23 protein-coding genes and 1 other RNA gene are annotated in these 22434 nt (G+C 27.9%); 4 read left to right on the top strand and 20 right to left on the bottom strand.

What is annotated here, in order from left to right; genetic code table 11:
- Positions 1 to 201 precede the first annotated feature (201 nt).
- The 9 genes from KGF46_RS00270 to KGF46_RS00230 all read right to left on the bottom strand — a co-directional run bounded on the left by KGF46_RS00270 (position 202) and on the right by KGF46_RS00230 (position 9613).
- Positions 202 to 756 carry a DUF2812 domain-containing protein gene (locus KGF46_RS00270; protein WP_227850132.1) on the bottom strand — a complete coding sequence of 185 codons (555 nt, stop codon included), beginning with the start codon at positions 754 to 756 and terminating at the stop codon, positions 202 to 204.
- Positions 757 to 857: 101 nt separating this feature from the next.
- Positions 858 to 1649, bottom strand: coding sequence for a zinc transporter ZupT (gene zupT / locus KGF46_RS00265; protein WP_413840768.1), 792 nt, complete (start codon positions 1647 to 1649; stop codon positions 858 to 860).
- Positions 1650 to 1812: 163 nt separating this feature from the next.
- The gene (locus tag KGF46_RS00260) at positions 1813 to 2976 is read right to left on the bottom strand and encodes a M20 family metallopeptidase (RefSeq protein ID WP_227827042.1); all 1164 of its coding nucleotides are present in this window, start codon (positions 2974 to 2976) and stop codon (positions 1813 to 1815) included.
- Between the two features lie 63 nt (positions 2977 to 3039).
- Entirely contained in the window at positions 3040 to 4227 is a 1188-nt protein-coding gene (locus KGF46_RS00255) for a hypothetical protein (protein WP_227827041.1), read from the bottom strand.
- Positions 4228 to 4563: 336 nt separating this feature from the next.
- Positions 4564 to 6264 carry an ABC transporter ATP-binding protein gene (locus KGF46_RS00250; RefSeq protein WP_227841996.1) on the bottom strand — a complete coding sequence of 567 codons (1701 nt, stop codon included), beginning with the start codon at positions 6262 to 6264 and terminating at the stop codon, positions 4564 to 4566.
- Positions 6265 to 6483: 219 nt separating this feature from the next.
- Positions 6484 to 6759, bottom strand: a complete 276-nt coding sequence (locus tag KGF46_RS00245; protein ID WP_227434042.1) for a PTS sugar transporter subunit IIB — start codon at positions 6757 to 6759, stop codon at positions 6484 to 6486.
- A gap of 128 nt (positions 6760 to 6887) precedes the next feature.
- Positions 6888 to 7421, bottom strand: coding sequence for a molybdopterin-guanine dinucleotide biosynthesis protein B (gene mobB, locus KGF46_RS00240; protein WP_227827039.1), 534 nt, complete (start codon positions 7419 to 7421; stop codon positions 6888 to 6890).
- Between the two features lie 23 nt (positions 7422 to 7444).
- Positions 7445 to 8626: a molybdopterin molybdotransferase MoeA gene (locus tag KGF46_RS00235; protein ID WP_227850131.1), complete on the bottom strand. Its 1182-nt coding sequence runs from the start codon at positions 8624 to 8626 to the stop codon at positions 7445 to 7447.
- Positions 8627 to 8878: 252 nt separating this feature from the next.
- Positions 8879 to 9613, bottom strand: a complete 735-nt coding sequence (locus KGF46_RS00230) for a hypothetical protein (RefSeq protein ID WP_227827037.1) — start codon at positions 9611 to 9613, stop codon at positions 8879 to 8881.
- 362 nt (positions 9614 to 9975) lie between these two features.
- On the opposite strand from KGF46_RS00230, the gene KGF46_RS00225 reads away from it, so the two are divergent.
- Entirely contained in the window at positions 9976 to 10881 is a 906-nt protein-coding gene (locus KGF46_RS00225) for a selenium metabolism-associated LysR family transcriptional regulator (protein ID WP_227827036.1), read from the top strand.
- Between the two features lie 162 nt (positions 10882 to 11043).
- Here the strand turns inward: KGF46_RS00225 and KGF46_RS00220 are convergent, their stop codons facing one another.
- Genes KGF46_RS00220 through KGF46_RS00210 form a run of 3 tightly spaced genes read right to left on the bottom strand, consistent with a single transcriptional unit; the run spans position 11044 to position 14140 of the window.
- Positions 11044 to 12438 carry an aminopeptidase gene (locus KGF46_RS00220; protein WP_227827035.1) on the bottom strand — a complete coding sequence of 465 codons (1395 nt, stop codon included), beginning with the start codon at positions 12436 to 12438 and terminating at the stop codon, positions 11044 to 11046.
- A gap of 19 nt (positions 12439 to 12457) precedes the next feature.
- Positions 12458 to 12667 carry a DUF896 domain-containing protein gene (locus KGF46_RS00215; protein WP_227827034.1) on the bottom strand — a complete coding sequence of 70 codons (210 nt, stop codon included), beginning with the start codon at positions 12665 to 12667 and terminating at the stop codon, positions 12458 to 12460.
- 27 nt (positions 12668 to 12694) lie between these two features.
- Entirely contained in the window at positions 12695 to 14140 is a 1446-nt protein-coding gene (locus tag KGF46_RS00210) for a PLP-dependent aminotransferase family protein (protein WP_227827033.1), read from the bottom strand.
- Between the two features lie 109 nt (positions 14141 to 14249).
- Here KGF46_RS00210 and KGF46_RS00205 point away from each other — a divergent pair, with 109 nt between their 5' ends.
- Together KGF46_RS00205 and KGF46_RS00200 are read left to right on the top strand one after the other, a co-directional pair.
- Entirely contained in the window at positions 14250 to 15044 is a 795-nt protein-coding gene (locus KGF46_RS00205) for a histidinol-phosphatase HisJ family protein (RefSeq protein ID WP_227827032.1), read from the top strand.
- A gap of 50 nt (positions 15045 to 15094) precedes the next feature.
- Positions 15095 to 16417 carry a polysaccharide biosynthesis protein gene (locus tag KGF46_RS00200; protein WP_227827031.1) on the top strand — a complete coding sequence of 441 codons (1323 nt, stop codon included), beginning with the start codon at positions 15095 to 15097 and terminating at the stop codon, positions 16415 to 16417.
- A gap of 101 nt (positions 16418 to 16518) precedes the next feature.
- Here the strand turns inward: KGF46_RS00200 and KGF46_RS00195 are convergent, their stop codons facing one another.
- From KGF46_RS00195 to KGF46_RS00185, 3 genes are all read right to left on the bottom strand, one after another.
- Positions 16519 to 17724: a hypothetical protein gene (locus KGF46_RS00195; RefSeq protein WP_227827030.1), complete on the bottom strand. Its 1206-nt coding sequence runs from the start codon at positions 17722 to 17724 to the stop codon at positions 16519 to 16521.
- A gap of 186 nt (positions 17725 to 17910) precedes the next feature.
- A non-coding RNA gene (ssrS, locus tag KGF46_RS00190) (6S RNA) lies at positions 17911 to 18091 on the bottom strand.
- A gap of 117 nt (positions 18092 to 18208) precedes the next feature.
- Positions 18209 to 19111 carry a hypothetical protein gene (locus KGF46_RS00185; RefSeq protein ID WP_227827029.1) on the bottom strand — a complete coding sequence of 301 codons (903 nt, stop codon included), beginning with the start codon at positions 19109 to 19111 and terminating at the stop codon, positions 18209 to 18211.
- Positions 19112 to 19322: 211 nt separating this feature from the next.
- Here KGF46_RS00185 and KGF46_RS00180 point away from each other — a divergent pair, with 211 nt between their 5' ends.
- Positions 19323 to 19733: a hypothetical protein gene (locus KGF46_RS00180; RefSeq protein WP_227827028.1), complete on the top strand. Its 411-nt coding sequence runs from the start codon at positions 19323 to 19325 to the stop codon at positions 19731 to 19733.
- Positions 19734 to 19856: 123 nt separating this feature from the next.
- Here the strand turns inward: KGF46_RS00180 and ccpA are convergent, their stop codons facing one another.
- The 5 genes from ccpA to KGF46_RS00155 form a co-directional block, all read right to left on the bottom strand.
- Positions 19857 to 20879 (bottom strand): LacI family transcriptional regulator CcpA, encoded by a 1023-nt coding sequence (gene ccpA, locus KGF46_RS00175; RefSeq protein WP_413926698.1) that lies wholly within the window; start codon positions 20877 to 20879, stop codon positions 19857 to 19859.
- Between the two features lie 248 nt (positions 20880 to 21127).
- Positions 21128 to 21328 (bottom strand): hypothetical protein, encoded by a 201-nt coding sequence (locus KGF46_RS00170; RefSeq protein WP_227827026.1) that lies wholly within the window; start codon positions 21326 to 21328, stop codon positions 21128 to 21130.
- Between the two features lie 33 nt (positions 21329 to 21361).
- A complete protein-coding gene (locus tag KGF46_RS00165) occupies positions 21362 to 21541 on the bottom strand; it encodes a hypothetical protein (protein ID WP_227827025.1) in 180 nt (59 codons plus the stop codon).
- A 180-nt stretch (positions 21542 to 21721) separates the two neighbouring features.
- A complete protein-coding gene (locus KGF46_RS00160; RefSeq protein ID WP_009888870.1) occupies positions 21722 to 21928 on the bottom strand; it encodes a hypothetical protein in 207 nt (68 codons plus the stop codon).
- 47 nt (positions 21929 to 21975) lie between these two features.
- Positions 21976 to 22401, bottom strand: coding sequence for a hypothetical protein (locus KGF46_RS00155; RefSeq protein ID WP_227850129.1), 426 nt, complete (start codon positions 22399 to 22401; stop codon positions 21976 to 21978).
- Positions 22402 to 22434 lie beyond the last annotated feature (33 nt).

Here is a 22434-nt window from a genome sequence, read left to right as displayed (position 1 = left end):
TTTTTTATTGAGATATTTAAATATGATTTTAAATATCTGATACCTTAGAATAACATTTTTAAATTATTCTTATCAATACTCAAGATTCAAATAAAATCTAAAAGATTATAACTGATATGAATATATATAAAGAATAACAGTTATTGATAAAAAAAGTGTCTCAAAATAATTTTTCAAAATTATTTCGAGACACTTCTCCCTTTATTTATTTAATTTTTTAATCCTTAAGTAATACATTATTCTTCTATATAATTGTACCAAATACAAAGTTAATAACATAATTTGTAATGCGATAGTACAAATATCTACTCCATAACCATTAAATAAATTTCTTATTTCAGTGAACAATAAATATATAAAAATAACTACTAAAATAGTAAATAAAAATAAATTCATGAATAAAATTGATTTTACTTTATCTTTGTTATCTAAACCACTATATAATTTAGGAGGTACATCTTCATATGTTTTAGTCCATACATACCATGAAGATGTACCTATAAAACTACCAATACTTCTAAATATAAGGTTCCACCCTCTAGACTTATATTTATTAAAATAATCTTCCTCAGCATCATAATAATAATCAATAGCGTATTTTATTTTTCTTGGAGTTCCTTTATAAAAATAAAAGATTCCTCCAAGTTTACTTATCTTATATAGGTTATATCCTTGTTCTTCCATATCTTCTAACCATTCTTCTATCCTATCAGGTGAACTATACCAATCAAATTTAAACTTCATTTTCTTTTCCATAAGATTCACCTCCAAAATGATATTTTTGACATATAATAATCTATTTTAATAATTATATCATTTTGATATTAATTTTAGGTTACAATTAGATATCTAAAAATCTATTTAAATAGCAATAAACTAATAGCCATGACAATCATTCCTGCAATTAATCCATAAATTGATAAATGATGTTCACCATATTCTCTAGCTGATGGTAGTAGTTCATCAAGGGATATAAATACCATAATACCTCCAACAATGGCAAACACAATTCCAAGTGTAGTATCATTTAGAAAATTTCTAAGAAGTACATATCCAATAATTGCCCCTAAAGGTTCTGACATTCCAGATAAAAAAGAATAATAGAAAGCTTTCTTTTTATCTCCTGTAGCATAATACACTGGTACAGATACAGAGATTCCTTCTGGTATATTGTGTATAGCAATTGCTATAGCTATTGGTATTGCTATTGTAGCATCATCAAGTGCTGATATAAATGTAGCTAATCCTTCTGGAAAATTATGAATTGCTATAGCCATTGCTGTAAATATCCCAGTTCTTAAGAGAGATTTATTTTTTTGTATATTTTTTTCATCCACATTTTCCATTTTCTTTATCTCATGAGGATTTTCTTCTTGAGGAATTAACTTATCAATAATTGCAATGATAGCCATTCCTGCAAAAAAAGCTATTACAGTTGACCAGCTTCCTAATTTTTCTCCCATAGACTTCGTTAAAGCATCTTGTGCCTTAGGAAATATTTCTATCATAGATACATAAATCATAACACCAGCAGAAAATCCTAAACTTACAGAAAGAAATTTAGTATTGGTCTTTTTAGCAAAAAACGCTATACAACTTCCTATTCCAGTAGACAAACCAGCAAACAAAGTTATTAAAAACGCAAACATTATATTACTCAATTAAATCACCTTCTTTTTTAATTGATATTGATTATCATTTTCTTTTATAGTATCATATCTTTTTTTTATAGTCAACATTTATAGTAATTATAGACAATAAAAAAGCAGAGTATAAACTTAGTCTCTGCTTTTTCTTTATAGTATATTAAAATTATTTATTTAAAAAGTCTACTGCATATTGAACATATAAAGCAGTTCCAATCTCTAAGGCATCTTCATCTATATTAAAACACCCATGATGATGAGGATAACAAGCTCCTTTGGCTTCATTTCTAGCGCCTACAAATGCCAATGCACCAGGTGCAATATTCATAAACTCAGCAAAATCCTCTGCTCCTGTTACTTTTTCAAATAGTGCTATACTTTCTTTTCCAAATAGCTTAATTACTGCATCTGTAGCTATCTTTGAACATTCCTTGTCATTTATAACAGCTGGTGTTAAATATCCATACTCTAACTCCGCTTCTGCTCTATATGCTTCTGCTGTAGATTTTGATATACGTTCTAAAATTGTAGGAATTTGTTTTCTAAGTTCTGGATTAAATAATCTTATTGTGCCTTCTAGAACAGCTTCACTTGCTATTACATTAAATCTTGTTCCAGAATTTAAAACTCCAACACTTACAACTAGTGGCTCTAAAGGACTTACTTCTCTACTAACCATGGATTGTAGGTTCATAACTAATGCAGAACTTGCAAGTACTGCATCAACACCTTGATGAGGAAGTGAACCATGGCCACCCTTACCTTTTACAGTAATTTTGAAGAAATCAGCAGAAGCCATTCTTGGACCTTCTTCAACTGATACAGTCCCACACTCCACATCACTCCAAAGATGAATTCCAAATACACCATCTACACCTTCCATAGCACCATCTTTAATCATAGCTCTTGCACCTTTACCTACTTCTTCTCCTGGTTGAAAAAATAATTTCACAGTTCCCTTAATATCATCTTTAATATCATTCAAAACCTTAGCTGCTCCTAAAAGCATTGATGTGTGACCATCATGTGCACAAGCATGCATAAGCCCCTCATTTTTTGATTTGTATTCTACGCCCGTACATTCAACAACTTGAAGTGCATCCATATCTCCTCTAAGTGCTACAGTTTTTCCTGGATTAGCTCCTTTTATAGTTGCAATTACACCTGTGCCTCCAGCTGATACATATGGTACTCCTATCTTATCAAGTTCTTCTTTAATTCTCTTTGATGTTCTAAATTCTTCCATACTTTTTTCAGGATTTTCATGAAATTCTCTTCTAAGTTTGATTACATAATCTTTATATCCATTTGTTATTTCTTTAATATTCATTCCAGACCTCCAAGTGTAACATATTCTTCTTATTATTTAAATGCCTTATTTATTAGTTAAAATTTATATAAGATTTACAAAAATACCTGCTATTACTACAGAAGCTATTGTTACTGTAGTAAATCCACCAACAAGCATCTTTGGAAGCATTTTATCCATCAAAAATTCTTTTTCTTCTGGAGTTTCAGCCAAGGCCTTTACTGCTTCTTCAGTTAATATATAATTTGGTGGGAAACCATAAAGTGCTGTAAGTGAAACTGAAAATGCCATTTCCTTACTTTCACCTAAAAGCTTACCTACTATAATAGAGAATATCCCCATACCTATTACACCAAAAATTATAATTCCTACAAGAGGAACAGCCATTTCAGCAAGCATTGCTGGTGTAGCTTTTGCTAATCCTGCAAATATGAAAGCCATCAATGATGTCATTAACCACCCAAATGAACCTGATTTATTAAGTGGTTTTCTGTCAACTATTCCAAGTTCTGATGCTATTACACCAAATATTAAACAGATAACATATCTTGATACAACTTCATGTGTAAGATTTGTAAATTGCACTGCTAACCATGCTACAAGTCCTAATCTAAGTATTATCATATATGTAGTATCATACTTTTCAGGTAAATCTGGAATTATCTTAAACTTACTCTTTTGCTCAGGTACTTTTTTAGTTTCTTCTTCAACTTTAGTTACAGTCACTTTTCCACTTCTAAAATCTGATAAAAGTCTTTTTCCTTCTTTTTTAAGCATTAATGCTGTGATAGGATAACCTGCAAACCCTTGTGCCACATACATTAAAATTGCTAGAACTGCTAAGCTTGCAAGACCTTTTGCTGTAGCAGCATCTGCCATCATTATAGATGCAACTAATCCTCCAGTAAGAGGAGGTGTAGCTATTACTGCCGTATCCCATCCAAACACTAGAGTTCCTAATGCTAAAGCTCCTACACATACTCCTACTATCCCTGCTAGTGCTATTACTATTGTCTTCCATTGACCTGCTAGCTCTTTAATACTCATCATAGTTCCCATATGAGTTATTAATAAAAGCATACCTAACTGTGCCAATGGTGTTCCTAGAGCTGCTAGGTCCACGATATTTTCTGGGAAAAAAGTCCAAAATCCTACTATAAATATAATTGCTGATACAAAAACTGATGGAACAAAAGCTTTAGTTTTTGCTGAAACTACATCTCCTATCGTCAGTGATACTAAAACTAGACAAAAAGCTGTTATTGCTTCCATACAAAATCCCCCCTCATAAATAAATATATTTGTATACAATGTATGTATAGTTATCCATTATTTTACTACTTTTGAAAAACATTTCAAGTCAAAATTCGATTTTTTTCATAAAATTCTATAAATTCTATTAATTAAAGTTAGTTTTCTAAATTATTCTTTTTGTAAAAACGTTATCCTATACATTGGCTATTTTACAGTACTCTTATAAAGATAATTGAGCATAATTTGCAAAAAATAAAACATAGAATACATTTTTCATAAAACATCTCATTAATATAAAATGAATTTGCTTTATGAATCTTAATATATTCTATGTTTATAAATTTAATTTATATGTTAGTTATTGTGTAATCTACTATATACGCCATTTTTGTTTACTAACTCTTCATGAGTACCTCTTTCTTCAATTCCTTTATCTGTCAGTACTATGATTTCATCAGCATTTTTTATAGTAGTCAATCTATGTGCAACAACTAAATTTGTTCTATCTTTGCTTAATTCTTCTAAAGACTCTTGAATTTCTCTTTCTGTTACATTATCTAAAGCGGAAGTAGCTTCATCCAATATTATTATTGGAGGATTCTTTAAAAAGATTCTCGAAATTGAAATTCTTTGTTTTTGCCCACCAGATAATTTTACTCCTCTTTCTCCTATATAAGTGTCATATCCATCTGGCAGAGTTTTTACAAAATCGTGTATTCTAGCTTTTTTTGCAGCATCAATCATCTCTTCATCTGTAGCACTAGGATTTCCACAAAGAATATTATCTCTTATAGTCCCTGTAAATAAAAATACATCCTGTTGTACTATACCTATATTTTTTCTCAATGATTTTAAGCTTACATCCCTTATACTCTTTCCATCAATTTTTATATCACCTTTATCAAATTCATAAAATCTTGGCAATAAATTGCATAATGTAGTCTTTCCTCCACCAGAAGGTCCAACTAGAGCTATAGTTTTACCAGCTTCTATAGACAGACTCAGATTATCTAATACTTGAGTATCATCTTCATATGTAAAAGATATATTTTCTATCTCGATATTACCTTTTACATGTTCAAGCTCAACAGGGTTTTTAGCTTCTTTTTGATGGTCTTGTTCCATTATCTCTATGAATCTTTTAAAACCTGTCATACCATTTTGATATTGTTCTGTAAAGTTTATCAATTTCTTCATAGGTTGTATAAACATTTTTACATATAATATATATGCAGCAAAATCACCTAAAGTAATTTTTCCAAGATAAGTAAAGTATCCACCAGCTATGACAACTACCCATTCCAAAATATCCATATATAAGTTCATACCAGAATAGTATTCTGCCATTACTTTATAAGAATCTTGTCGTGCTCTCCTAAATAATTTATTGCTTCTTACAAACTTGTTTAATTCTTCCTTTTCAGTACAAAAAGACTTAGTTACTTTCATTCCAGCTATGCTATTTTCTAAAGTTGCATTTACATCACCTATAGTAACTCTACTTTTCATAAAAGCTATATTCATCTTATCTTTTTTTGTTATCGCAAACCAAATTATAAATGGCAATATAGCAAATATTATAAGAGTAAGAGGAATATTTATATCTATAAGTATAAAGAATGAACCAACTAACATTACTATAGAAATGAATAAATCTTCAGGACCATGATGTGCAAGTTCTGTTATATCCATTAAGTCATTTACTATTCTAGACATAGTTACACCAGATTTATTATTATCAAAATAAGTATTTGGAAGCCTCTGTAAGTGTGTAAATACCTCATTTCTCATATCAGCTTGCATATCTACACCAATGACATGTCCCCAATATTGCATAAAATAATTAAGTCCTGCTTTTGCTATAAATATAAGTATAAGTACAACTGCAAAAACTACTAGCATTCTTAAATTTTTATTTGGAACAATGTCATCCATTATATTTCTAGTTATCATAGGATAAACTAAATCACATAAAGAAAATAAGAATGCTGCTATAAGGTCTAATGTAAAGATTTTCTTATATGGTTTATAATATTTGACAAATTGTTTTATCATAAGTTTTAAATCCTCCTTTATCAATACGTCTAAAAAATACCCTTAAATTAGTATAACATAACACTAATTTTAAATCTTTTATAAAATTGAATATTTGTTTTATATAATTACATATTTAAAATACACCTAAAAAGAGCCATATCTATGTAAATAAAATTTTACGAAGATACAACTCTATATTTAGTACTAAATATTTTTTATAACTGTAAACTTAAAAACTTATTTTAAAGCATCCAATATTTTCTTATCTAATGCAGCAGTATTTATACCTGTTATGTATGCTGTTGCTTTTATTGCAGGTATATCATAAGTTGTTGGTAATATAGTAGTAGATACTATTAAATCAGCACCTTCTTGTTTTGTTGCACATTCAGCAATTTTACATTGTATAACTTCTGCTTGTATGTTATTTTCTTTAACCAATCTTTCTACTTTGTCACAAACTACTGTTGATGTTGCAATTCCTGCTCCACATGCTACTAATATTTTTTTCATATTATCCTCCTACGATTTCTATAATGTTTTATAATTCAAAATACGATTTTTATAATTAAATAAATTTCTCATATCTTTATTTATATATAAATAATTATACCATTTTATATCAAAATAATATCTTAAAATTATTCTTTTAATATGTTTTTTATTTCACTATCATTTAATTTTAAAGTATTATTTTTTATACAAGATTCTATGTACTTTGATATAGTTTTGTAGTCATTCAAACCAAACTGCTTAACATTTAAATCATATTCTATATCACTTATAATACCTATCAAATCAGATTTATTTGATAAAATATCCTTATACTTATCTTTTCTAGTTACCTCTAATCTTTTAAATCTGTAATTTTTATACCCCTCTATAATAATCAAATCCATGTCTTCATAAAACCTAATCATTTTATATAGTGGATTTTTATCTTTTAATTCTTCAATATATGCTAACCTCTTATTTGATATTATACAAACTTTTCTCGCACCTGATTTTCTATGTTTATAAGTATCTTTACCTTCCTCATCCATCTCAAAATCATGGCATGTGTGTTTGATAACTCCAACATTATAACCTTCTTTACTTAATTCTTTTACTATACCTTCAATTAATGTAGTTTTACCCACTCCTGAATAGGAAACAATTGATAATACATTATACATAAAACCATATCCCCTTCATAAAACTATATAACAACAACATCTACTAATTGGTTTTCTTTTATTATTTCTCTCTTTTTTATCTTAATCATGCAATTACTTCTTAATGTTGCAGATAATCTAGCCTTGGCATCTTTTTTATCATTTAACTTAACATATAATTTACCTTCATCTGTATATAATTTTCCACTTACAAACCTATCGTTATTTGAGAATTTGTTAAATTCTCCTTTAAATATAGCTTTTATATAATGGCTGCTTTCTTTATATGTTAAATACTCAATCACAGGAACAACTACATTATCAAATACCACAATTGCTGCATGTGGATTACCAGAAAGCCCAAACAATATTTTTTCTCCCAATGTAGCTACATAGCAAGCACCTCCAGGTTTAATATTTATCTTCCAAAACAATTCTTTTGCTCCTATGTTTCTAAATACATCTGGTATTAAATCTTTATCTCCAACAGATACACCACCTGTAGTAATTAAAAAATCTACATTTTCTAGCATATCCTTTACTTTTTTTTCTAACTCTTGTATATCATCAGAACAAGTACATATTGTATCTGCTTGTATTCCAAGCTTTAGAAGCTTTGAATATAATGTATATCTATTACTATCATATATTTTACCATCCTCTAAAGTTTCATTTATATCTTGTAATTCTGTTCCTGTATTTAAAACGCCTACTTTTAAATCATCATATACATCTAATTTAGATATTCCAAGACTCGCTAATACTCCTATACCATCATACCCTATATGTTGATTTTTACTAATAATTAATTGACCTTTTTTTATATCCTCACCTTTAAATATATAATTGTCATATTCATTTAGTTTTACATTTAAAGTTATCATGTCTTCTCTAATTGTCACATCTTCTTTTTTTACCACACAGTTTGCTCCATTTGGAATTTTTCCACCAGTCATTATCTTCACTGCTTCATTTTTATTTAATATACCATCAAACACTTCTCCTGCATATAATATTCCTATGACCTTTAAACTTTTATTTTCAGAATTTGCATCATATGCATAACCATCATATGGTGACCTGTCAAATGGAGGACTATCAATTGTTGAATATATATCTTCTGCAACTACTTTATTTACTGCTTCTATAAGATTAACTCTCTTAATCCTACTTATTGGTATAACATTTTCTTCAATAATTTTTATGGCATCTGCTAATCCTATCATTTTAAATACACCCCAATATATTTTTTATTTAAAAACATTCTTAATGTAGTATAATTATAAATTACAATAAATCATTTTAGCTTATATTTAATTATAACTAATTGTTATCTATAATTGCAGTTTAAATTTAATAAATCTTATAAAATTATCATTAATTGTATTAACTTCAATTTTATACATTTTATAAAAAAAACTGTTTCAAGTTAGAAATTTACTTCTACCTTGAAACAGGCTTATATGCTTTAAAATTCATTATTCTAATAAAGCTCCTTTTATTATTTTTACAAATTTATCGCTCTCAATAGTTTTTATAGACTTTATTTTATTGTCTACTATACTTATTGTAAGTATTTCTTTTTCTAATACTTTATTATCTTTCTTTAATCTATAACTCTTCACTACCCTATTTCCTTCATAGTTATATGCTGTTAAATCATAATTGGCATTACCCACGATTTCATTTATCCTAGATTCTTCAACTCCAATATACTCTCCTAAATCAATGTTTTTATATTCTTCTAAAGATACAGCTGACTTTTCATTATCATTTTTTTCAATCATAATATCATAATTTTCATCTACAGTTATTATACTTTGTGATGAAAAAGAATTTGTTTCAACATTAACAACTTTATTTTTATTAATATTAATGTATAAAGCACTTCCATCTAATTCATTGTTTCCAGTATATTTAGGGTAAACTAATGTCATATAACTTGATGTATTTATATCTTGCATTGCATTTGATTCTTTTAAATTCTTATTTTTTATATAATAAATTGTGTTATAAGGTATTCCCATATTCTTTATAACATATTTATAATCTTTATCTATCATTTCATTAACATCATTTTGAACTTTTGTCATAGTTTTTTGCTGTGTTGCTTTACTTGCTACTTGATTTTTCTCTTTAGTAGTTTCCTTATGACATCCAACAAGTACAATCCCTAAAATAGTTACACAAACTAATGACCTTTTTAACTTCATAAATCAATCCTCCTTTCTTAAATTCTATAATATTTATCTATATCTCATTGTGTGATTATCTCTTTTTTCAATAATTACGTTCATTATTTTATAAAATAATTATATAATATTTATTTAAATTTAATAAGATTAATAAGCTATTTGTAATTTTTTTGTAACAAAACACGTTTTAAGGTTGAATTTTGAAAATTCAATTTACAAGATACTTGTGGTAAATATCCTTATAACATTATACCAAATTATTCCTAAACAATCAAAAACTCCATAAACATTTTAAGGTTTTCTATTTCAAAAATCCCCTTCAACCATTAATTTATCAAATATGTTATAATAGTTTTAGATAATTTAAGGAGGATTAAATAATGGATTTTAAACAACTCGAAGTATTTGTTGCTGTTGCAAAACATCAAAGTTTTTCAAAGGCTGCAAGAGAACTTTTTTTAACTCAACCTACTGTAAGTGCACATATACAAAATTTAGAAAGAGAGTTAGAGACTGTACTTATAAACAGAAGCAACAAAGTTATTACACTCACAAAATCTGGTGAAATTCTTTACGAGCACGCTATATATATATTAAACAACTGCAAACGTGCAATTTATGATATAAAAGAATATTCAGGTAAAATAGAAGGTATTATAGATATAGCATGTAGTTCTATACCTGAAACTTATATTCTCCCTGATTTTATGAAGAATTTTTCTATGAGTTATCCAGATGTAAAATTTTCCATAAGCCATTATGATTCTCAATACGCTATATCAGAAATTTTAAATGAACGGATAAGCTTTGGATTAGTTGGTTCTAAAATTAACAATCCTCAAATCGAATATCTAGACTTATTAGATGATGAACTTGTACTTATTACTCCTTCAGATTTTAAAATTGATAACAAGAACAATTACATTGATATAGAAGAATTGGCTTCTTTCAATTTTATTATGAGAAAAGAAGGCTCTGGTACTAGAAACTTAATACTAAACACACTCAGCAAAAATAACTTTCCGGTAAACAAATTAAATGTAATAGCTCATGTAGAATCAAATGAAGCCATTAAAGAAATGGTTAGATTAGGCCTTGGTGTATCTTTTATATCATATATTTCAGCTATTGATTATCTAAATGCAGGCAAAATAAAATGCTACAAAATAAAAGATATTGATTTTACAAGAAAATTTTTCTTTATTTATTCTAAAAAGAAAACTTTTTCTCCATTAGAAGATAAATTTCTAAACAGACTATGTGAGTACTTTGAAATCATAATATAATAATTTTAATACATGGAACTCAAATTTAAATTATAAACTACTAAATTAATAAAATAAATAGAGTAGTATTATACTATGTTCATTTAATTAATGAGCATAGTATAATACTACTCTATTTACTTATTACTTATTACTTATTACTTATATTATTGTATATTAAATTTATAAGTTTATATTAAAAAACGCCTTATATCCTTTGTACATTTCATATATATCTACTTTAGAAACAATCTCATGTGGCGCATGCATATTTAAAACACCAACACCACAGTCTATAACCTCTGCGCCTTGATTTGCTAGGATGTAGGCTATTGTGCCTCCTCCACCTTGGTCCACTTTCCCAAGTTCAGCAGTTTGCCATACTACATTACCCTCATTAAAAATTCTTTTTACTTCTGATATAAACTCAGCATTGGCATCATTACATCCACTCTTACCTCTCGAACCAGTATACTTATTTAAAACTATTCCATTTCCCATATATGCAGAATTTCTTTTTTCATATGCCTCACCAAAATTTGGGTCATATCCAGCTGCAACATCAGCTGATAATACTTTACTATTTGCTAAAGCTCTTCTTACTTTAATATCACAGTAATCGCCTTCTAAAGCTATTAACTCAGCTACAGTATTTTCAAAAAACTTTGAATGCATACCTGTATTTCCTTGGGAGCCAACTTCTTCTTTGTCCACACATAATGTAACTGAAGTAAATTCTGGTTGTCTAGTCTCTAATATAGCTTTTACAGCAGCATATGAACATACTCTATCATCATGGCCATATCCTAATACCATTGACCTATCAAATCCCAAATCTCTTGCCTTCCCAGCTGGAACTACTTCAATCTCAGCACTTAATAAATCTTCTTCAACTATACTATATTTTTCATTTAAAATTTTTAATATATTTGCTGTTATAGGTTCTTTTTCTTCGCCATCCAAAGGCATATTTCCAATCAATACATTTAAGGCTTCACCACTGATTCCTTCTGACAATTTCTTTTGCATTTGGTCTCCAGCTAAATGAACCAATAGGTCAGTTACACAAAATACTGGGTCACTGTCTTCTTCACCAATAGATACATCCACTTTTGTACCATCATTTAATATAACTACTCCATGTAAAGCAAGAGGAATAGCTGTCCATTGATATTTTTTAATTCCTCCATAGTAGTGAGTCTTAAAAAAACCTAGATTAGCTTCTTGATACAATGGGTTTGGTTTTAAATCTAATCTTGGCGAATCTATATGACTACCTATAATCTTCATACCTTTTTCTATATAATTTTTACCTATCACAAAAAGTGCTACTGCTTTTTCTTTATTTATAGCATAAATCTTGTCCCCATGACTTACACTTCCCTTTTCCATAGCTTCATCTATTGAAATATAACCATTTTCTTTAGCCAATTTTATAATTTCTTTTACTGAAAGTCTTTCAGTTTTTGATTTACTTAAAAAATCCATATAATTGCGAGCATATTCCATAACCTGTTCAATAGCATTTTCTTTTTTTTCAATTTCCCATGCATTCTTAAATTCATGCTTTAAGTCCATGTTTTCCTCCTATTAAGTTTTAATTTTTATTATTTTTCATATATTGTTCATATTCCTCTGGTGAGACTACTTTAACACTGTCAAGTCTTGATTTAAAATGAGCTCTAAAATTTTCTAAATATTCCTTTCTTAAAGTCTCTCTTTCTTTGATTTCATCATCAGAAAGAGCTCCCTCTTTATTTTTCTTTGCTAATTCATTAATCCTATCTAATTTCTTCTTGTCAAACATTTTTTCCTCCTAAAAAACTTCTATTTATTAATAAAATAATTTATTACTTTTTATATCTAATTTATTTTTATATTCACAGAAAAACTCATCTATATTATCGCTTATTATAGATATTCCCTTTTCTAATTCTTCCATACTTGGACGAGCTATATTTATTCTAAAAAATCTATCATCCACTAGATTATCAAAAAAATAAGTCCCTGGAAGCATAGATACTCCTTTATTTAACATAAAACTTGTAAAACTTTGAGATGTATATCCTCTTGGCAATTCTAAAAAAAAGTTTATCCCTCCACAAGATTTTCTAACTTTTAATTTACCACTCAATTTATCATTAATCAAGCTTTTTGCTAACTTGTATTTATCAGTATATATTTTCTCTATATGACTCAAATAATTCTTCCAATTAAAATTCTCCATGTAGTAGTACATTGATTTTTGAATAAGACCTGGGGTTGATATGTCTGATGAATATTTAGCCCATAAAACTTTTTTTAATAATTCGTTTGGCATTTCTACAATCCCTATTCTTAAACCTGGCATAAGTATTTTTGAAAAACTCTTTATATATACTACTCTATTTTTATCATCATAACTTCTGACTGTTCTATTGTCTTTTGAGTCAAATATAAAATCACTTATAAAATCATCTTCAATTATATAAAAATCATGTTCTTCTGCCAATTCTATTAGCTTCTTTTTTTTATATGTTGAATAAGATATACCTGTTGGGTTTTGAAAATTAGGCATAATATATATAAGCCTTGGTTTTATTTTTTCCAATTTTAATTTTAAAATACCTATATCAATTCCATCATCTAACATAGGTATAGATATTATTTTTGCACCTCTACCTTTAAATACTTCAATTGCCCCATTATAAGAGGGCTCTTCCATAAAAACAACATCAGAATAACTTATAAGACCTTTACAAACTATATCTATACCTTGCTGTGCTCCTGAGATTATTTGAATATTTTCTTTAGTAGTATTTATATTTTCATCACTTAAATACTCTACCATCTTTTCTCTTAATTCCTCAGAGCCTAGACCTTCATCATAATCAAATATTGAACTTCCATCTTTAGATAGTGCCATATTTACAGCATTTTTAAATGAATCTATAGGAAACATATCATTAGATGGATTTCCATTATCGAAATGAATTAAATCATCTCTTTGTCTAATATTCTTGTTTTTCCCTTTATCTATACCATTTTTATAAGAATTTGAATTTGATACAAAAGTTCCACTTCCTATAATTTTATATACATATCCTTCATTTTCCAAAAGCTCATATACTTTGACTATAGTAGTATTATTTACATGTAAATAATCTGATAACTTTCTTATTGGTGGAAGTTTTTCATGCTCAACTAGTTCTTTGTTTATTATTAACTGCTTTATATGATTAAATATTTGTATATATTTAGTTGACTTCCTTTCACTTAAATCTATTTTGTATTTTTCCACATTTATCACCGCTTATTGTTTTTATATTTTGTTGATGCTTTGGTATATATTTGATATTATTTAGTATGTATATATAATACCAAAATTTTTATAAAAAGGGGAAATATTTATGTTTTACGACTATCACATGCACTCAAGTTTCTCTACTGATGGAAAATCTACAATGGAAGAAATGATAAAAAAATCTATAGACCTTGGTATAAATGAAATTTGCTTCACAGACCATGTCGATTATGATGTTTATGCTGATGATTCTTTTTCAATTGTCTACGAAGATTATTTTAAAAGTCTAGAAACTCTTAAAAATAGATATAAAGATAAAATATCAATAAAAAAAGGGATTGAATTTGGAGTTCAAACTCAATTAATAGATACATATAGAAAAGAAGCTCATCAATATCCATTAGATTTTATAATATGTTCTATTCATGCTATAGATACAATGGATTTATACCTTGGTAGCTATTTTGAAGGTAAGACTCAACATGAGGTCTATGAGAATTACTACCTTTATTTGTATAATATTGTTAAAAACTATAAGGATTACTCTGTTTTAGGGCATTTAGATTTAATTAAAAGATATGCACCTTATGATACTATCTTAGATGACAGACTATTTTCAGATATAATTGAAGAAACTCTTAAACAAGCCATCTATGATGGTAAAGGTATTGAAATAAACACATCTTGCTATAGATACAATCTGCCAGATTTAACTCCATCTAGATATATACTTCAGATGTATAAAGATTTAGGAGGAGAAATCATAACTACAGGCTCAGATTCACATCATGTAAGTCAAATTGCATACGAGTTTGATTACATATATTCATTGCTAAAAAAGATGGGATTTAAGTATGTATCTAAATTTAATAAAATGAAACCAGAATTTATAAAATTATAAATTTTTACACCTCCTTATGAATATATTTAAAAGATAAGGAGGTGATTTTTTTGAAAGTACCTTATTTAGTACTATCAACAGTTATTTTATTTATGTCTAACTTTGTCGTAAGAATATTTGGATTTTTATATAAAATATTCTTATCAAGAGCTTTGGGCGAAACAGGTTTAGGTATTTATCATATGATTTTTAACTTTTTAATGATTTGCTTAGCTGTTACAACAACTGGAATACCTACTGCACTTAGTTGCCTAGTTGCAAAAAGAAAAGCTTTAAACGATAAACACAATACTAATGCTTTATTTATATCAACTTTATACATATCATTTTTTGTAGCATTAATTATATCTATAATTGCATCTTTCAATAGTTCTTTTTTATCACTTAAGTTTCTAAAAGACCCTAAATTGAATTTATTTATACTCGCAGTTTGTCCTGCTATAGTTATAATAACACTTTCAAATGTACTTAGGGGGTATTACTATGGCATAAAGAACGTAAAAGTCCCTGCTATTGGACAAATTATTGAACAGATGGGTAAAATTCTATTTGTTTTTTTACTCGTTATGTATGTAAATGATAAGTCTATGAACTGTTATATTGCTCTTTTAGGTATATCTATTGGTGAATTGAGTAATATCATATTTATGCTCATATGTCTATGTCGAGATTCTTCATTTGACAATAAATATATTATAAGTATAAAGGATTTTTATAATTCTTCTATGGAAACATTAAAAATGTCTATACCCATAACTTGCAATAGAATGTCAAACATACTTTTACAATCTATTAGTTCTATGATGATACCATCAAGATTAGCATTATCAGGAATGACTTATCAACAGTCATTAAGTATGTACGGTGTCGTCAGTGGAATGGTAATGCCATTTATATTTTTACCATTTACTGTTGGCTCAGCACTTATTGTAAATTTGATACCTACTATATCACAAGAAATTGCTTTAAGAAAACGTAAAAGTGTCCTAAAAAAAATAAAGTATTCTATACTCCTAACTTTATTTGTAGGTATACTATCATCAGTGTTTTTTTATTTCTTTGGAAAAGATTTATGTATATTAGTATTTAAAAATAAACTTGCTGGAGAATATTTAAAAGCTATGTTTTTAGTACCACTATTTATGTCACTAAATCAAACGCTATCTGGTATTTTACATTCAATAAGAAAAGAATTAGCTTCAAGTATAAATACTATCACTGGTATGTTAATTCAGCTAGTAGCTCTATATGTATTTCTTCCTATTCCAGGACTTAATATTTATGCATACATATACACAATGACAATAGTATCAATATTTACTTGTTTATTACATACTATAGTACTTTTTAAATCTATAAAATCTATACATTAGTTATAAATAACGTGAAGGCTACCAATGTAAATCGTCTACTATTGGTAGCCTTCCTTAAATGATTTTTATTTATAATTTAAACTGTCTATATATCTACCTATCTATCTGTGGCAACCTGAATTTTCATTTCCTTGATTAGGTCCACATTGCGAAAAATCACATACTTTAGAGAAAGTATCAACAAGTCTTGGTTGGATTGGGTTTGGTGATGCTAAAACTACTATTTGTTCACTTATTAATGTGCTAACTGTTTCTTGTAAGCAAAGTACTAAATCTATATCATTTGGTATGATTAATTCAAAGAAAGGATCACAACCTTCTCTACATTCTAATTTTAATATAGATTTTCCTATACAATCAACTGTTAAATTAGTTTGGAATTCTTGTCTTAAAGTGACAGCTCTTCCATCAGCTGGCAAGCATATTGGTGCTGAAAGTGTGTTAAAAGTAAATTCTACAAAATCAACTCTTCTCTTACATCCACCTCCTGCTCTGACTGCTGGGAAAGCTAATGCAACGAATTCTGTACATCCACATCTACCTCTTAGTTCTAATACTAGATTACGAACTGCTACAGTTAATCCTCTTTGTTTATAAGCTACTGATTTGCCTTTTCCTTGTCTACAACATTCAGCGTTTCTTTCTCCACATACTGCATATTCAAAAGTTGTTTCACAGTTTCTTCCTATTATATCTCCTAATGGTTCCAATTCAAAATCTTCTAAAGTTGTCATTCCTGTGTCAATAACTATTCCATCATTACTTAAGCATATTTTGTCTATAGTTACACTTGCTCTACCTGCACTTGGAACTGAACCAAATACTTCTACTACTTCTGTTTCAAAAGTTAATGGTTCTCCATTTGGTCCAGTTGCATCTGTAAATGTTTGGAATTGCATAGTATCAAAAATTCTATTAGCTTCTATTGCAAATGGAACTGCATTTGCTATAGAAAAGTTTCTTGGAGATATAGGATTACAGCAATTTGGTCCACATTTGTTTTCAAAACATTCATCTGAATCCATTTGGCATGGTTCACAATCACATTTGCAATTATCATGGCATCCACAATTGTCATCACATGGATTAGGTTTGCATGGATTGCATGGATTAGGTTTGCATGGATTAGGTTTACAATCATCATGACAATCACAATTATTATCATTGTTACATCCATTATGATGATGTGATTTTTTGAATCCTCTCATATCATCTGAGTTTATCTCATCTGTATACACTTCTTCTTCATTCATTGTAGACATTGGCTGATTTAGCATTCTTTTTTTATTTTTTTTGTAATCTTGCATTTTTCATTGCCCTCCCTGTAAGCGATTCTTATTAAGTCTTCGGCTTTTTTATAGCCTAATTAATACTATGCACTTATAATATCATTTGTTACTTATGCTTTTTAAGTTTATATATAATTAAGTATATTTGGTAGAAAAATGCATTTTAATAAAAAAAAGTACTACTATTTAAAATAGTAGCACTTTTTTTGTCCCGAAACACCGGTGGCTAAGTAAATTCACACCCTAGGCACTCCCAGGTGGGTGACTTGCCAGTAACCTTTAACGTCCAAACTAAACAGGCATGTTATAATTTACTAGACACGGTCTCCCGTATTTCATTTGTAGGTTGAATTTAAAAAAGCCTTATCGTATGTTTCAGGATTTCATATTATTATTATATAATAAATTTCGAATTTTTTAAAGTGGTTTTATATAGTAATTGAGATAATCTTATTCTAATATTACTTTTTCTTCCTTTTCTCTTTATGTATTTAGTTAATTATCACTTTCTCTTAGCTTTACTTCTAGTATTTTTTTCATTATGATTATGTTCATGCTTGTGTTCATTAACATCATACAATTCTTCATCATACACTATATTTTCATCATTATCTTCATCTTCATAGTCTGTTTCTTCATCTTCCATTAATTCTTCTTCATTATCATCTATCTCATCTTCATAATCTAATTCATTATCTTCATATGTTGACTCTTCATCTTCAAATTCTTCATTATTATCTTCATTATCTTCATATTCATCCTCATCATCATTATTGCTATCATCACCTCTTAAAAGATTTCCTAGCAATTTAAGATTATTCATACTACCTAGATTATTTATATTTGCCAAAGAACTTAAACTAAATCCACCTTCTCCAAAATCATCAGGTAAAAACAATTCTGCAAATAAATCTATCTTTTTTTTCATTCCTATAGCCTTTTCAACAGAATTTTTTCTCTTTTCTGGAAATACATCTATAATTTCTTTTATCATCATATTTTTTTTGTCTTCACTATCCATTTTTCTAAAAAAATCTGTTTCCTCTTCAACATCTACCATATCTATATTGTTGAGTTTCTTTATGCCTCTAACTAGGTCCAAAACACTTTCTATTTTTACTAGTATTTTCCTTTCATCTCTTGACATGTATTTTTTAGTTCTTGTTATTATTTCCATTCCCATTTCTAGGTCTTCTTCACTCAAATCCATAAGTCTTAGACCTCTTTTTATATCATTTGCATCAAACCTTAAAGTGTCATGTATAGCTTTTGATAATTTCTCATTTGAATTTTTTTTGTTTTTTCTAACTCTATTATTTTTCTTTGATTTATCTTTATCATCAAATATAGAGATATTACCATTACTCAATGCAATCACTCCAATCAAAAATAGTAAATTATTCAAGACAATCCCCCCTTATATTATATAATTGCCCTATATTAAAGTATGTTTTTCATATTTTAATGTTCCATTTTTAAAGCTCAGTGCATATATATTATCTATAAGAATTTTTATTTATATTATATATCACTCACAATTCACCACTTCAATATTATTTCTATATATAAATAGTATGAATATAATTCAATATATATTTATAGAAAGGGGTTTTTTTATGAAAAAAATAGATACAGATTCATTAGAAAAGATGGCTAAGCAAAAAAATATTGACAAGGATAAGATAGAAAAGATTGCTGATAATTACAAAGGAAAATCAGAAAGTGAACTTATGGAGGAACTTATAAAAATAGGTAAAAACCTAGATGGAAGAGAAGAAGTAGTATCAAAATTCAAAGCATTTTTAGATGACAATCAACGTAAAAAATTAGATACTATAATGGATAAAATATCAGATGCAGAGACTCAAAGAGATACTAAACCTGCTAAAACTACCAAAACTAAAAAGACTAAACAACCTACTAAAGGTAAATCAAATACACCTGCACCAAAAAATACACCAAATAATCAACAGAAAAAATCTAAGAGTATATTTAAGAAGACTAAAAAATCCAATCCTCACGAATAAACAAAGATAAACTACTTTTAAGACTTAAAACTATTATTTTTAATTAAAATATTTTAAATTGCATATTATTTAAATTAAAAATCAGGTAGTGTTTTAAACACTACCTGATTAACTTTAATAACTTTATTTCTTTCTCTCTATAACACTTTCTCTATCAATAATTTGATAAGGTAATTCTATTTTCTTATTTTCAATTAATTCTTTATTTATTAATTTAATAACCATTCTTATCGCCACTGCTCCCATATCATATAAAGGCTGATAAACTGTAGTAAGTTTAGGCCTATACATTTTAGCTATCTTAACATCATTAAATCCTGCAACTGATATGTCTTCTGGAACCTTATATCCAGCATCACAGATAGCGTTTATAGCTCCTATAGCAGCCTCATCACCCGTAACAAAAGCTGCATGAGGTATTATTCCCTCATCCAATAATTCTTTCATACTATTGTATCCACTTTCATAATCAGTTCCACCATATTTGATTAAACTCTTGTCCAACTCTACATTATTACTTGAAAGTGCTTTTTCGTAGCCTGAAAGTCTTTCCATCTCTAAAACAGTATCATCTTTACTTGTCATTATAAAAGCTATCTTTTCATGACCTTTCTTTATAAGATGTTCTGTCATATCAAAAGTAGCTTCTTTGTTACTAGTGCTTACTGTGTATATATCATAATTTCTAGCAGTTTTACTTATATACGTTGCTGGTATACCACAATTTTGCATATAGTTGATATGTTCTTGTTCAACTACCCATGAAATCATAACTATACCTTCAACTTGTTTTGCTCTTAATAGATTTATACTCTTTAATTCTTGTTCTTTATCAGAGTATGTATTAGCTAAAAGGATATCATAATCATACATTTTAGCAACTTCTTCTATTCCATTTAATACCTCATTAACAAAAGAATCTGAAACTTCTGGAACTATTACCCCTATTAATTGACTCTTCTTAGTTACTAAGCTTCTTGCAAGTGGATTTGGTATATATCCAGTTTCTTTTATAACATCTAAAACTTTTTGTTTGACTTCATCAGTCACAGGTTTTGAATCATTTATAACTCTAGATACTGTAGATATTGACACGCCTGCTTGTTTAGCAACATCTTTTATCGTTATATTACTTTTCATTTTCATCCTCCTAATTTTGCTAAATTTATCTAAATCTGAACCAAATTTATACAGGTTCTTATTTTAACTATATTTATATAAGTTCTTATTTTACCATAAAAGCAAGTACATTTAAATACATTATATTTTATATTATACCCTATATTCAACAATTTTAATAATATTCATTCTTAATTTAAATTATATTAAAAAATAAAATAAAATAAATGCTGGTATAAAATATACCAGCATTTTTTCACTTTAACGGTTTAATTTTAGCAGCCACAACCCTCATCACCATCAAAGAATCCACCACATGAACAAGTTATTAATAATAGTATTAAGAATGGTATCCATGACATTATATCGATATCTCTCCAACAATCTTCAAAAGCTAAGAATAGGAAGAATAATACGATTATCCACCATCCTCCCCCACCAAAACATCCATCGTTTCCAAAAAATCTATCTAACATAATAAAACCCTCCTTTTTTAATAACTGCTACCCTTAATCTAAGCATCCACTACAGCAGCAAAGTATTAATAAAACTATTAAGAATGGAATCCATGCCATTATGTCAAATTCTGCCCAGCTATCTCCAAAAGCTAAGAATAGGAAGAATAGTACGATTATCCACCATCCTCCTCCACCAAAACATCCATCTTCTCCAAAGAATCTATCTAACATTTCACGTTACCTCCTGTTGATATTTTGTTGAGCTTTTCGCTCCTAACATATACTATGCATTTGGTTTCCATTTTGCTAATGTATTTTTATTTTTTTTTAAATTTTTTTATCTTAACTAAAAAAGGCAAAACCATAACTTGTATAAGTTACTGGTTCTGCCTATTTAATAATCAATATTTTTTAGCAACAACAACCATCATCGAAGTTAAATAACAACAATACTATTAATATAACCCATATCCATATATTGTCATCGCATAATAAGTCTTCTAAAATGTCTGTACATAATAATAAGAATACTATAACTATTATTATCAACATTTTATTACCAAAAAATCCTTCGCATCCTCCAAAGAAACGTTCCATATTGTCTTCTAATTTTGTCATAACTAATCCTCCTTGAATCATTAAGAGACTAACTTTTGTCTCTTTAATTAAATATATGTAGTAATAGACAGATAAGTTACTTCTAAAAAGTTTTTATTAATTAATTTATTTATTTCTTTTTCTCCCAATTTATTGTATCTATCAACTTCATCTAAATAATCCTTTTTTTCTTCTGATATAGTGTAAATTAAACTTTCTATTGATTTTACTTTGTATTCTTTATATCTTTCTATCAAGAAGGATGTTTTTGAATTTTCTATCCCTTTCTTTACATGCATTAATCTTGATATATAATCGTCCTTTTCATTAGATACATAGCTTTCCTTCTCTGCTACATCTTCAAGAATTAAATTTGTTTCCATTACATAGTCCTCTATTCGTTGCATATCCAAAATTATTGAATTATAATAAAAATTTACTGCTATAAGTAAAAATATTCCTACAGATGTTAGTAATAAGCCTACATATTTCATAGCATTTCCTCCTAAGTTATATTTGTTATCAAT

It is taken from the genome of Clostridioides sp. ZZV14-6153, from assembly GCF_020657855.1.
Classification (GTDB): Bacteria; Bacillota; Clostridia; order Peptostreptococcales; family Peptostreptococcaceae; genus Clostridioides.
Note: the sequence above shows the minus strand (reverse complement) of the source record. Positions and strands in the feature narration are given on the sequence as shown.